7 protein-coding genes and 3 pseudogenes are annotated in these 13,969 nt (G+C 44.0%); 4 read left to right on the plus strand and 6 right to left on the minus strand.

Translation table 11 applies throughout. The features are described from left to right. Positions 1-384: 384 nt before the first annotated feature. Positions 385-9,657: an FG-GAP-like repeat-containing protein gene (locus tag IQ219_RS08375; protein WP_194072317.1), complete on the plus strand. Its 9,273-nt coding sequence runs from the start codon at positions 385-387 to the stop codon at positions 9,655-9,657. Between the two features lie 339 nt (positions 9,658-9,996). After that, complete coding sequence (locus IQ219_RS08380) at positions 9,997-10,137, plus strand: hypothetical protein (protein ID WP_194020629.1); 141 nt, start codon at positions 9,997-9,999, stop codon at positions 10,135-10,137. A 94-nt stretch (positions 10,138-10,231) separates the two neighbouring features. Here IQ219_RS08380 and IQ219_RS20510 read toward each other — a convergent pair whose 3' ends face one another. The 4 genes and pseudogenes from IQ219_RS20510 to IQ219_RS20515 form a co-directional block, all read right to left on the minus strand. Continuing rightward, the gene (locus tag IQ219_RS20510) at positions 10,232-10,411 is read right to left on the minus strand and encodes a CHAD domain-containing protein (RefSeq protein WP_338117499.1); all 180 of its coding nucleotides are present in this window, start codon (positions 10,409-10,411) and stop codon (positions 10,232-10,234) included. Positions 10,412-10,418: 7 nt separating this feature from the next. Further along, positions 10,419-10,667: pseudogene (locus tag IQ219_RS08390) on the minus strand (IS1 family transposase); the annotation flags it as partial. 153 nt (positions 10,668-10,820) lie between these two features. After that, positions 10,821-11,275, minus strand: a pseudogene (locus IQ219_RS20065) (IS1 family transposase); the annotation flags it as partial. 48 nt (positions 11,276-11,323) lie between these two features. Further along, positions 11,324-11,473 (minus strand): annotated as a pseudogene (locus tag IQ219_RS20515) (transposase); the annotation flags it as partial. A gap of 65 nt (positions 11,474-11,538) precedes the next feature. Between IQ219_RS20515 and IQ219_RS08400 the strand changes: the two are divergent. Then, positions 11,539-11,874: a XisI protein gene (locus IQ219_RS08400; protein ID WP_190598356.1), complete on the plus strand. Its 336-nt coding sequence runs from the start codon at positions 11,539-11,541 to the stop codon at positions 11,872-11,874. Positions 11,875-11,887: 13 nt separating this feature from the next. On the opposite strand, the gene tgt is transcribed toward IQ219_RS08400, so the two are convergent. Both tgt and IQ219_RS08410 read right to left on the minus strand, forming a co-directional pair. Then, positions 11,888-13,012 (minus strand): tRNA guanosine(34) transglycosylase Tgt, encoded by a 1,125-nt coding sequence (gene tgt / locus IQ219_RS08405; RefSeq protein ID WP_194072319.1) that lies wholly within the window; start codon positions 13,010-13,012, stop codon positions 11,888-11,890. A gap of 88 nt (positions 13,013-13,100) precedes the next feature. After that, positions 13,101-13,211 (minus strand): PetM family cytochrome b6-f complex subunit 7, encoded by a 111-nt coding sequence (locus IQ219_RS08410; RefSeq protein WP_190598358.1) that lies wholly within the window; start codon positions 13,209-13,211, stop codon positions 13,101-13,103. 100 nt (positions 13,212-13,311) lie between these two features. On the opposite strand from IQ219_RS08410, the gene IQ219_RS08415 reads away from it, so the two are divergent. After that, the coding region (locus IQ219_RS08415; RefSeq protein WP_194072320.1) for a 4-hydroxythreonine-4-phosphate dehydrogenase PdxA at positions 13,312-13,969 on the plus strand (658 nt) is incomplete at its 3' end.

Below are 13,969 nucleotides of genomic sequence, written 5' to 3' on the forward strand. Positions count from 1 at the left end.
CCCATGTTTTAGATGAGTTGACCAAGCTTTTTAATAAAGTTAATGAGCTAGATCGATTAAGATATTTGGTCAATTCATGGGACATATTCTGCCATTCATCTGCCTAGATTGATGGAAGAGGGATAGATCGCCAGATAACCCATAAGACGCTCAACAACACTACTGAATAGAATAAATACAAAGAAAACATTAAGATTTGTGACTTTTTTGAGCGATTGAGTGATCTTGATGTAGCTTTGTGAAATATTTCCGAGTATTTCCGAGTATTTCCGAGTATTTCCGAGTATTTCCACTTTGTGCTGATCTGAGACTGGGGTCTTGCCCCAGAAGAATGCCTAGGACTCATTTGTTTCGTTTCCTCTTACTCCATCACCCCAAATGAATATGGTGAATTTAGATTTGTCGGCAATTTATCAGCAATTGATGGATTTTGCGAGTCTTGATTCTTTCTGGCAAAGCTTTGACTCCGTCTACAGCACAGACTATGATTTTGCCTCTGCCGAGGCCTTGCGCCTGCAATGGGCTAATGGCGATTTTAGTGGATTGCCTCAAGTTGATATCGTGGAAAGTCAAGGACTTGGGTCGGCGGTAGCGTCTTACAATCCAAGCAAAAATACAATTGACTTATCAGAAGAGTTTTTTACGACGGCGTCCTCAGCCCAGCTAAACGACCTAATTCTGTCTGAGATTGGCTATTTTGTCGCGAGTCTAGTCCAGGCAAGGAATGCGCCGGAGCAGGGTAGAAACTTGGGAGATTTTATAACTCCACTCTCCACGATGCAGGGGGCAGGGGAGTTTAAGACGCTTGAGTTTTCTGACTCAGCTGATCTAGTACTAAACTCGGGCAATATACAGGGAATTAGACAGGGTTTGACTAGTTTACTATTTAATCTTAATAGTAGTTTTTCACAAAAGCTGGGCGGCAATGGCTTGTTTGGGCAGTTGTCCAGTGCGCTTCTAGAAAACTTAAAGCAAAATTCAGGATTCTCACTCCTACAAACTTTGAGTACTGATATTGATCAGTTGTTTGACTTCAATACGAACCTATCACCCCAGGACGTCGCGGAGCGCATCACTCAAATCCTGAAGAATTCGCTAATAAAGGCAGGGGTTCCAGAGGGGTTAATAAAGGCAGGGGTTAAAGTCATTAAGTCCACACCAGAAGATTTAGTCTCCATGCCAAAACAGTTACGCTACCAACTGGCATTTGAATCTAAAAATACAAATAATTTTGATCTAAATACTGACCTAGGAATTTCCAATTTAGACTTATCTTTCACGGGTGCAGTCGGTTTGGATATAGATTTATCGGTGGTTCTAGATTTTGGCATTGATCTGGCAACGAATAACTTTTTTGTCGATACGGTTCGTAAGAATGAGTTAAGTGCAAATGTAACCATACAAAATATTCAAGATCTAGTAGGAGAACTAGGATTTCTATCTTTAACAGCTTCTGACAGAAGCCCGACGGAAAAAACCTTTCTTTCGTCCCTCGGTTTTAGTCTTGATTTGCTTGATGAGCCAGATGATGCTGATGATTTACTCAACTTTTCGCAATTAAGTACAATTACCAACCTAGATCCTCTCTTAACAGGATCTCTGAATTTGAATCCTAATCTCAAGTTGGGTAGTGAGTCCTTAACTTATTTGCCTAAATTGACCACTGAACTGGCATTTAATACTAAGTATGATTTTGCTAAAGGTAAGTTTGTTGATGTTAATAATCCTGAAACCTCACCCACTATTAATTTCAACAATGTCCAGCTAGATCTGAGTTCTGTTTTTGGCGAAGATTCGCTAATTTTTGGGCTTTTGTCTGAGATTTATGAAGTTATCAAGCCTGTAGCAGAAGTTCTAGATGCTTTGACTAAAAATATAGATTTTATTACCGGTGACTTTCCTGCTTTAGGGCTAAACTCAGATGATTTCAAGGAAATTGTTAATAAATTCCTGGGTACAAGAGGTGGTAGTTTAAATAATGATATATTTCCAATTTTTAAAGAAGACAAAAGAATAACAATCTTAGATTTACTCATTGTTGGTGGTTCAATTTATGAACGGATAACAGGGGCAGATGCTGGAGTTACCCAACTAATCAAGAGTATTCCTTTGATTAAGGTTGTAACCGAATTTACTACAACGCTAGAAAAATCCAAAGAATTAGGTAGTGGTAAATTAGGTTTTGGCAACTTTTCCTTTACCCTTGATAATGCTGAAGAAAGTGCTTTAGCTAATGTTGGAGCAAATGGCATCAATAAACCAATTTTTTCAGGAACAGTTGACTCAAGCTCTATTTCCGATGTCAAAAATAAACTCTCAGGATTTGGGAAAGGATTTGCTTTTCCACTAATTGATGATCCTCAAGTAGTCTTCAATTATCTTACTGGCAGAGAAAATTTTGACCTCTTTACCTATGATTTACCAACCTTTGACTTTAAGCTTAACTTTGATGATTTAGTTAATATTCCAATTTTTGGGCCCCTTGGTTTTACCATTGGCGCAGGAATTGGGATGCAAGCCTTTGCTGGTTCCCCAGACTTTGGTTTTAATAGTCAGGGTCTTACAAGCGGCTCTAATAATCTTGGAGATATAATTTCCTCTGGTTTTTACTTAGTCGATAAAGTTAATGGACAAGAAAAACCAGAAGTAATCATTGGCGGAAATATTTCTGCTGGTGTTTCTATTGCACCTCCTGGTGCCGGTTCTAGTTTGATTAAACTCGGTGGAAAGATCGGTGCCCAGGCTGATTTTGATTTAATTAATGGACTTGACCCAAACAAAGTCTTCTTAAATGAGTTGCGGTTTCCATTTTTTGATATAGACGGTAAAATCTTTGCTCAATTAAATGCAAAGGTTAATATAAAATTATCCACAGTTCTTAAGATTCTCGAAGCTCTTCGAACAACTAACGATGCTAGTGATTTACTCCTCAAAAAATACTTGGAAGGTGCCGTAAAAAAAGCTGGCTTTTCTCCAGAATTTGTTGGTGGTGCGCTCCAAATCGTCAATGTTGTTACTAAACCCCTTGAAGTCATTGAGGAGGTAGTTGATAGAATTCCAATTGGAGGTAAGGTTGGTCGCTTCTTTAAACAAGCCTTTAAAACAGTCACAAGAACGGTCAAAAAGGTTGTTGGTACTATTACTGAAACAGTTATTGCGGGATCGGAATTACTTGACTCTGTTTCAGTTGGTTTAGATCTCAATAGTCCGGAATTAATTCTTTGGCAAGCTTCATTTAGTAATGGTGGAAACGGAGGAGGGAGTAATAATGGTACGACTGGTTACGATTACCTGTACGCCAGTATAGGAGGAGTAGAAGATACCTTAATTTTAAATACAGGAAATCGTGTCACAAGGGATATTATAACTCCCCCTAATGCTTTACCGGTCTTAGGCACCGTTAATAAATACGGCATAGAAGATCGTGTTTTTGTTTTTGTTGCTGATAATTTTACCAATGCTTTTAGTGATGCTAATGGGGATAGTCTCACCAAGATCAAAATCATTTCTCTGTCAGCCAATGGCTCTTTAAAATTAGGCAATAATGCTGTTACGGTCAATCAAGAAATTGCCGTTGCCAACCTAGGCTCATTGACCTTTATTCCCAATGCTAACTTTAACGGCAATACCAGTTTTAGTTGGAACGGTTTTGATGGAACTAACTATGCCAATGCCGCCGCCACAGTGGCCATAGCAATTACGGCTGTTAATGATTTGCCAGTTATTAGCAATATTAATAAGTCTGGCAATACTAATAGTTCAGTTGCTTTTTCTGCTCCAGACTTTACCAGTAAGTTTACCGATGCGGATGGTAATAGTCTCAGCAAAATCAAAATCGTTTCCTTGCCCAACGGTGGCGTGCTAAAACTGGGCAATGTTAACGTTAGCCTCAACCAAGAAATTCCTACTTCAAGCCTGAGTAGTTTGAGTTTTGTCCCAAATTCAGGATTTGGCGGCAATACCAGTTTTGCCTGGAATGGTTTTGATGGCACAGATTATTCTAGTAACTGGGCCTGGGTAAATCTTACTTATCCTGTCATTCCAGCCATTACCCTAGCTGTTTCTCCCAGCAGTGTGGCGGAAGATGGAATTTCTAACTTAGTCTATACCTTCACCCGTACTGGGCCAACGACCAATACGCTGACGGTGAACTATGGCATTACGGGGACAGCGGATAGCGCCGACTACAGCGGTGCAACCCCTGGAAGTAACAAGACAATAACCTTTGCCGCTGGTTCTAACACGGTTAGCCTCACCATTAACCCCACTGCAGATACTACGGTTGAACCGGATCAGACGGTTATTCTGACCCTGGCTAGTGGTACGGGGTACACCATTGGAACAACTAACGGCGTAACCGGCACGATTACCAATGATGATTCCAACAATGATAACTTCGCCAATCGCATTCCTGTCTCTGGTACAGTTGTGTCAACAAATGGCACTAACGTAGGATTTACGGGAGAAACTGGAGAACCAAACCAGTCCGGTGCCCTGAACTCAGCTTGGTGGAGTTGGACCGCTCCAGTATCAGGAAATGTGACCATTGATACCATTGGCAGTAATTTTGATACAGTTCTTTCTGTGTACACAGGAAACGCACTTAATGCTTTGGCTCTAGTGCCTAATGGACAAAACGATGATATTAGCGTCGATGTTCGTCAAAGTCGAGTCAGCTTTAGTGCCACATCTGGGACGACCTATCAAATAGCAGTAGATGGCTATGAGGATATTACCGGCAACATTAATTTAAATATACTGCCATCAACATCCCCATCTGTTACTATTGCCGTATCCCCTAGCAGTGTGACGGAAAACGGACCAAATTCATTGGTTTTCACCCTAACTAGGACTGGCAATCTCAATAGTGCTTTAACTGTTAACTACGCACTTAGTGGCACCGCCTCATCGGGGATCTTACCCACCGGAATAAAGGATTACAACATCATCGGTTCTGCGGCAACCGTTGCTAATTTTGCCGTTGGTTCAGCTACAACGACAATTATCGTAGACCCAATTGCTGATTTTAATAATGAGGATAATGAAACTGTAACAGTAACAATTACCTCTGGTTCAGGCTATACGATTGGTACCCAAGCCAGTGCAACGGGCACAATTCTCAATGGGCCACCAACGTCAGGTAATGATTTTATTGTTGGGACTGATTTTGCCGATATTATCGATGCATTATCCGGAAATGACACTATAAATGGTGGTTCAGGAAATGACACTATAAATGGTGGTTCAGGAGACGACTTTATTCTTGGACAGAGTGGTAACGACTCTCTGACTGGCAATAGTGGAGATGACACTATCTATGGTGGAAACGGAGATGATTTAATTGATGGTGGTAATGCTACTGCGGCAGTTAATGACGGCAACGACGAACTTTACGGGGAAAGCGGAAATGACACCATCTATGGTGGTGATGGCAGTGACTATATTGAGGGTGATTCAGGAAACGACGTACTTTACGGGGAAAGCGGAAACGACACCATCTATGGTGGTGATGGCAGTGACTATATTGAGGGTAATGACGGCGATGATGATCTATTCGATGGTAATGGCGATGACACCATTATTGGTGGAAATGGTAATGACATACTTCAGGCAGGAACTGGAAATGACAGGATATTTGGAGGAGCTGGAGATGATATTATCCGTTTAGGATTTTCTTTGGCTGATGGAAATGACTATATGGGAGGTGGTCCTGGGAACGATATATTTGAAATTTACCTTTACCCAGATGGCGATATTGGGCAAGACACAATTGGCTTTAGCGACGATTTATTTAAAGTTTCAGAAGATAAAATAGAGATTTATTTTTCTGAGTTTAGCCCCACTATTAAATCTCAGGGGGCGACTTCTGCTCCAGGTATATTTTTCACCACTTTTTCTGTGAGAAATAATGCGTCTTTACCTTTCCGTGATTTACTCGTATTTAGCGATCAACCTTTACAAGCAAGCAATTACGAGTACGTCTTAACCGGTTTTTTAACAGAAGACATTCAAGCCTTAGTCTCACTGGAAACACCTTCTCTCTTAATAGAAGAAATTGCCACGATCGCCGTTAATGAAGATTTTGAAAAATCCACAATCCAAAACAGCATCATTGCTTTTACTAATACAAATTTTGAAAAATCTACAATTGAAGACAGTATTATTGGTTTTACTACTGCCGACTTCAGTACCGTCTTCAGCCAAAACCTGACCAAAATCAAGATTACAGAACTTCCCAATGCCAGTGCTGGAAGGTTGGAACTGATCACCCCTGAAATTATCTTCAATATCGACCTCAATGAAGAGATCGCCCTAGCAGACCTAGACAAACTGGTCTTCATTCCCAACGAAAACTTTAACGGCAATGCTAGCTTTAGTTGGACAGGCTTCAACGGTACAGCCTTTGTGCCCCCCCCCGCTAAGGTTAACCTGACCATCACCCCCGTTGCCGACCGTCCCACCCTAGCTGACGTCAATAAATACGGTTCTGCTTCTGTTGTTACTTTTACCCAGAATGACTTTATTAAAAAATTTACCGATGTTGACGGTGATGCCCTCACCAAGATCAAAATCACCTCTTTGCCTGCCAATGGCACCCTCAAACTAGGTAACACTAATGTTGACTTCGACCAAGAAATTTCTGTCGCCAGCCTCAATAATTTAACCTTTACCCCCAATGCCGGTTTTAGCGAAAGTACCAGCTTTGGTTGGAATGGCTTTGATGGCACAAACTATGCATTCTTTGACGCCAACGTTAACCTAACCCTGAATAACCCTGGGAATAGTCTTAATACTGCCTTTAATATTGGCCAGCTTCTGGAAACCAAACGCTATAACAACTCTATTGGACAGGCCGGCAGTAGCGACTACTATCGCCTAGAAATGCTTGACTTTGGCCTGCTCACGGTTCTGTTGGAAGACCTCAGCAGTAATGTTGACCTACAACTCCTCAACGTTAGCGGTGAAGTCCTGCAAAGCTCAACCCAAACCGCAACCCAATCTGAACGCGTTGACTTTGCTGTAGATCCCGGCACCTACTTTATCCGAGTTCTACAGGTTGATGCAGCAAGTACGGATTATACCCTCCGCTTAACGCCCAATATCGATGAAGTGGTAAGAATTGTTCATTTAGGTGATGGGATTGATGGAGAGGTTATAGCAGTTCTTAAACCAGCTTTTCCAGGAGCAATTACTGAGTTCAGCCAAGAATTTTCAGGCATTAAAAAAATCTCCGCTGGTGGTGGCAAAGGTAATGACATCATCGAACTACAGCCTGGGGTGAAATCTCCCGCAGAGCTAATGGGTGATGAGGGGAATGATCGATTACAGGGCGGTGATGGCCGAGATAGCTTAAGTGGTGGTGTTGGGGACGATACTCTCATCGGTGGACTAGGAGCTGACACCCTCAATGGTGATGATGGCGTTGATACGGTCGATTACAGTGCTTCTAATGCCGCAGTTACTGCGAATCTGACGACCCAAATAGCCAGCGGAGGCCATGCCCAAGGCGATCGCTTAATTGGTATCGAAAATATTGAAGGGTCAGACTTTAACGATAACTTAACCGGTAGTGATGCGGACAATTTATTGCTGGGAGGAACTGGCAACGATACCCTCAATGGAGGAGCAGGAAACGATATCCTCGTGGGTGGCCTGGGTAATGACTCCATGTCCGGAGGAACAGGGAATGATACTTATCTGGTGGACTCTCTAGGGGATGTTGTAAGAGAAACCTCTACTTTGAGTACAGAAATTGATGATGTTGAATCCATAGTTGACTATACGCTACCCGCTAATGTAGAAAATCTGTTACTCAACGGGAGTGTTGCTGTTCGAGGAACAGGAAATGCTCTCAACAACACAATCATCGGCAATAACCTCAACAATATTTTGGATGGAGGAGCTGGGGATGACTTGCTCATAGGTAACTTGGGTAATGACACTATGACCGGAGGAAGCGGTAATGATACTTATTTGGTGGACTCTCTAGGGGATGTTGTAATAGAAACATCTACCCTAGCCACCGAAATAGATACAGTTCAGTCCTCCGTGAACTTTACCTTGGGGGCAAATCTGGAAGATTTGATTCTTACGGATAGTGCAATTATCGGGATAGGAAACAGTTTAAACAACCTTATTTTGGGCAATGAAGCAAATAACACATTAATTGGTAATGCAGGTAATGACACCTTATTCGGAGATCTGGGTAATGATATTCTGATTGCGGTAAACCTAACGAATACTTCACCCGGGAAAGGTGAAATTGACCTTTTTGCTGGAGGTTTAGGGGCTGATCGTTTCATCTTAGGTGATGCCAATTGGCTCGGATACGATGATGGTATCTCTAGCCCTGGCATCAATGATTATGCTGACATTACCGATTTTGAATCTAATGAAGGCGATACCATTCAATTAAAAGGGAGGAGCAATGACTACAGTCTATTCGTTCTTGGGCAAGACACACAAATACGGTTAAATAAACCCGGAAATGAACCTGATGAACTAATTGGTATCATCAGAGGAAAAACCAACTTGAATTTGAATGGTAGCTACTTTACCTACATTTTGGGACAAAATGAAGATCCTCCCGTAATCACCCTAGCTGTTTCTCCCAGCAGTGTGACGGAAGATGGAGTTACCAACTTGGTCTATACCTTCACCCGTACTGGGCCAACGACCAATGCCCTGACGGTGAACTACGGCATTACGGGGACAGCGGATAGCGCCGACTACAGCGGTGCAACCCCTGGAAGTAACAAGACAATAACCTTTGCTGCTGGTTCAAGCACGGTTAGCCTCACCGTCAACCCCACTGCAGATACTACGGTTGAACCGGATCAGACGGTTATTCTGACCCTGGCTAGTGGTAAGGGCTACACCATTGGAACAACTAACGGCGTAACCGGCACAATTACCAATGATGACATTTTCCAACCCAACTTACCACCGACTCTTTTTGCCATTGCCCACAACACTTTTAATAACACCAATAGCGGCTGGCTTGTTAAGGGGGGAACGTTGGAAAATAGCTTTAGCCTAACTAGTTGGGTTGGCTGGAAGCCCACTGCCATCGGAGACTTTAACTTTGATGGTCAAAGCGACATTATTGTCACCCAACCTAGCACTGGCTACAATGCCCTCTGGGTGACCAATCAAGGTCAAGTATCTTGGGTTGCAGGACTGCCCTCCTGGGGTACTGAGTGGCAGGTCGTTGATACCGGCGATTTTAACAGTGATGGTAATACCGATATTTTAGTTACTAATCCCTCCACTGGTTGGAATGCTGTTTGGAATATGTATGGCACAACCTATGGGAGCTATACCTCGGCTTCTTTCTGGGGAGGCTGGCAAGCCGTGGCCGCCGGAGACATGAACAACGATGGTAATATGGATATTTTAGTTAACTACCCTTCCGAAGGTTGGAATGCAGTACATCTCATGGATGGCCGAGGAGGATTACTTTCCACTGAAATTCTGCCCAGTTGGGGCAAGGATTGGAAAATCACCGGAACCGCCGACATCAATGGGGACGGAAAAACCGATATTCTCGCTAGTTATCCCAGCCAAGGTTGGAACATTGCCTGGATTATGAACGATACCCAGTTCGGCTATCAACAGGGATTCCCCGGAGGCTTTGGCACAGAAGTTGTGTTGTAACTTAATCGACATTAACCAGTGGTGACCATCTGGTATTGATGGCATTTTAAATGTGATTTTCAACGATACAACGGAAGGTAACGAAAACGGACTCATCCTTTCCTTCTGGGACATTTACGACAAAAAGTACTACATTTTCAATGAAAACAAGAGTTCCCACAGAAATTACAGTGGTTCGGTGGTTTGGCAACAGTATCAAAGTTAATCACCTTATTATCGGGGCCTAATTCTCGATTCCCTTCGTTATTGGGTTTCAGAAATGCACGTGGATGGTTGCCGTTTTGATCTGGCTTCGATGTTAGTGCGGGATACCAAAAGGATTTCCTTCCATGACACTCCATGACAGTGAAATTGCGACCGCTAACGTTATCTGAGGAGATCGAATCTGACCCCGTTTTGGCCAACACTAAATTAATTGCAGAAGCTTGGGATTCGGCGGGGCTATATAGCGTCGGTAAATTTATTAAATTGGCGGACTAGTTTACCGAGTGGAATGGCCTATTCCGGGACGATGTACGCTGCAAACATAACAGGGCCAAAGACGAGAACAATTGAGATAGAACCAATGATAATTTTAGTTGGAACTGTGGTGTGGAAGGAGAACAGATGATTTGACGATCGCCGTCCGTAACCGTCGCATTCCCACCCGTAATTGATGGAGATCTTCTGGGTCTTTGTCCTTCAGCATCCTGGGTTGATACTTGTAATTGCCCAACGGGGTTGACAAAGGAGAAAAAGTGATAAGTTTGGGCACTGTTCTTTTAGGGAGTGAATCGGCAAAAGCCTCTACAGGTAGGGATTTCTGCAATTTCGACAGGGCGGTCAATAAAGCCCATGGCCATAGCCGGAGTGGTATTTTTCTCCAGACTTCCATGAGGACGGAACCAGTTATGTAGCAACCTCTGCACGTTAAGGGCTCTCTGCAATCCCTCTAGTTCCTTGGCATAGTGGTTTTGTCGCCGACGGTAGGCTGTCCCCCGACGTCTTAGGGCGCTCTTTAATGCCTCTAAACCTACATTCCGCAGGCTCTACCAATAGTTACTAAATTTTCGGGAAAACACTACAGATAGCGTAATTGTTTAGTATTAATTGACTGGGAGTCAAGAGGCAAACCCCGAAATAGGCTTGCCGTCGTACTCGATTTTAGACGAAGGTGTACTACGTGCGGAATGTAGGTCTAAATGATTGGCATGTACTTCCGATGATGGACTAATTTCCGTAAATGGATGCTCTCGAAATACCCATTCGACCCTTGGCTTGTCCTGAGAACCCTTAATCTTCATAGCCATTTCTAGCCACTTCTAACCCCTCACCCCAGACCTTTTTGTCGGGGTAAGCATCTGTAGTCATCTTACCGGGCAAATAAATACTCGCTAATTTCCATAATTCCTTCCCATATCGTCTTTCACCATCGGTGAACCACCGCATCCACTGGCTCGGTTCTCCCTACTCCCAAACAGTCTTTACTCCCGGCTCGAACAACCTCCTATCCTTGATTCCGGCTTTGGCTTCTAACCAGTATCAACTTTCTCTTTCCCTGAAACTAATTGTCCAACCTTCTGACTTTTGGGGAGGGAAGGTTCTCACCTACTCGGGTGTAGAGTTCATCTCCTTCTATATTATCTATTTTCGGTCGTGGACCACGCTCATAATCTCTCTTCGGGGCCACGCTTTCTGTCTCTTTCTTCTTTTTTATCCATAGGTCTAAGGTGTTGCGACTAATGTTCAGTGTTCGGCAGACATGGCTTTTCTTCTCTCCTTTTTCCACTGCACTTACCGCTTTCTCTTTTAGCTCTATACTGTAGGGGGCTGGCATCGCTTTTTTCTTAACTCTTTCCCTACATTATTTCCTAACCTTAGCAATCTTTGCTATATTACCCGATGGATATTCTAAATCATTATCGTCAAATTATTTGTATTACTTTACAACCCTATACAGAGATTAACTATGCCAACGTTAATGTCCGTAATCTCGCAGTCTTTGACCCCGCAAATGATCAATACGCTATTCTTTCTGAAGGATGGGAGGGAAACCGGCATTACCATGGATGCCTGATCCATATTGAAATTCGCGAGGGAAAAATTTGGGTACAACGTGATGGAACTGAAGATGGTATTGCTAATGAACTAATTGCTAATGGTATTCCTAAAGAAGCCATTGTTCTGGGATTCCAAGAGCCGTCGGTGCGCCCCCACACTGGATTTGCGATCGCCTAAATTTATCCTAAATTTACTCCGGTGGAGTTAACCAATAGGCAAAATCTTTGGTAAAAGTATCATTTAAAATTGCCTGGCGAATGCTTTGGGTGAAGCGAATTAATTCCGTAATATTGTGTAAAGAGAGCAGAATATAACCCAACATCTCCCTGGAGCGTATCAAATGGTTGAGGTAAGCTCGGGAAAAAGTTTGGCAGGTATAGCAAGGGCACGTTTCATCCAATGGGCGATAATCTTCGCGGAAAGTGGCATTCTTTAAATTCCACCGTTGCCCCTGTACTAAGGCTGTGCCGTGGCGACCAAAACGGGTGGGAATCACACAATCAAACAAATCAATGCCCGCAAAAATAGCCCTAGCCATTTCCCGATAGGTGCCTACCCCCATCAAGTAACGAGGTTTATGGGCTGGCAATAACGGGGCGGTGTGTTGTACTACTTTGTCAATTAAGGCTGGCGCTTCCCCCACGCTGACTCCGCCAATGGCGTAACCAGGTAAATCCAATGCAATGAGTTCTGCCGCTGCTTGGGAACGCAGATCTAAAAAGGTACCCCCCTGAACGATGGCAAACAGAGCTTGATCCTGGGGCCTTTGGTGAGCTTCGATGCACCTTTCTAGCCAACGGTAAGTGCGGGCTGTGGCCCTTTCCACCATGGGGCGATCGCCTTGGCCGGGGGGGCATTCATCAAAGGCCATAATCACGTCAGCCCCCAACGCATTTTGAATTTGAATGGAATGCTCTGGAGTCATATCAATCAAACGACCATCCCTTGGCGATCGAAATGTGACCCCCCGTTCATCAATGGTGCGTAGCTGACTGAGACTAAAAACCTGAAAACCACCGGAATCCGTCAGCATCGGGCCTGGCCAGCCCATAAACTTGTGCACTCCCCCAGCGGCGGCAATGATCTTTTCCCCTGGTTGGAGATGGAGGTGGTAAGTGTTGGCCAATACCATTTGGGCTTGGGTATCGGCTAACTGGGCGGGGGTAATGCCCTTGACCGTTGCCAGGGTACCCACGGGCATAAAACGGGGAGTTTCCACCGACCCATGGGGAGTCTGAAAAATTCCAGCCCTGGCTTGGCTATGGGAACACCGGGCTTGGCACTGATAGGTAAAATTCACACTAGGCAATGGCACAATGGACAGTTAATAGTCCTGGTATCAGTATCACTTCAATATTTTTTCCCAAACCAGGAGGGATCAAACCGCCTTGGCCCAGGAATTTCTATTCTTCGCTACCTTGGAGTTTGATAATGACAAAACCCCAGGCCACTCCCAGTAGGGTCAGGCCAATCATGATAAAAGCGCCATTGGCCAACATGCTTTCAGCGGTCATAGTTAATTCCTCAATGGGGGATGAATAATTTGGGATGAAAAAATCTTTGTCGTCGGTGGTTCATTATCCCATAGGAATATCCTCTTAAACCTGATTGAGTATGGATTGTATGAGTTTGCCCCGTTTAATTTTGACTTTGGGGGATCCGGCGGGCATTGGTCCAGAGGTAGTGCTCAAAGCCCTGGTTGAACCAGAGTTAGTCCAAATTTGTCAGTTAACGGTGATCGGTTCCCGTTCTGTGTTGACCCAAACCCATGGGCAACTGTTGGCCAAAAATCCGGGTTTAAACCTAGCAGATCCAGAAAAGATTAATTTACTGGAGGTAGACCATCCCAACCTCGAGGAGGTTAGCGTGGGCCGGGGTGATGCAATTAGTGGGGCCATCAGTTTTGCCTATTTGAATGAAGCGATCGCCAGAACTTTGGCAGGGGAATTTGCCGGCATTGTCACTGCCCCGATCGCCAAATCCGCTTGGCAGGCGGCGGGACATAATTACCCAGGGCAAACGGAAGTTTTAGCAAGCCGAGCTGGGGTAGAACGTTTTGGTATGGCATTTGTTGGGCGATCGCCTTTTACTGGCTGGACTTTACGCACCCTGCTAGCCACCACCCATATTCCTTTGAAAGCTGTACCATTGGCCCTAACCCCGGAGTTAATGGACAGTAAACTAGATTTATTGTTAACTTGCTTAGCCCAGGACTTCGGCATTGACAAACCATCCGTGGCGATCGCCGGTTTAAATCCCCACAGCGGTGAAG

It is taken from the genome of Synechocystis sp. LEGE 06083, assembly GCF_015207725.1.
Taxonomy (GTDB): domain Bacteria; phylum Cyanobacteriota; class Cyanobacteriia; order Cyanobacteriales; family Microcystaceae; genus Synechocystis; species Synechocystis salina.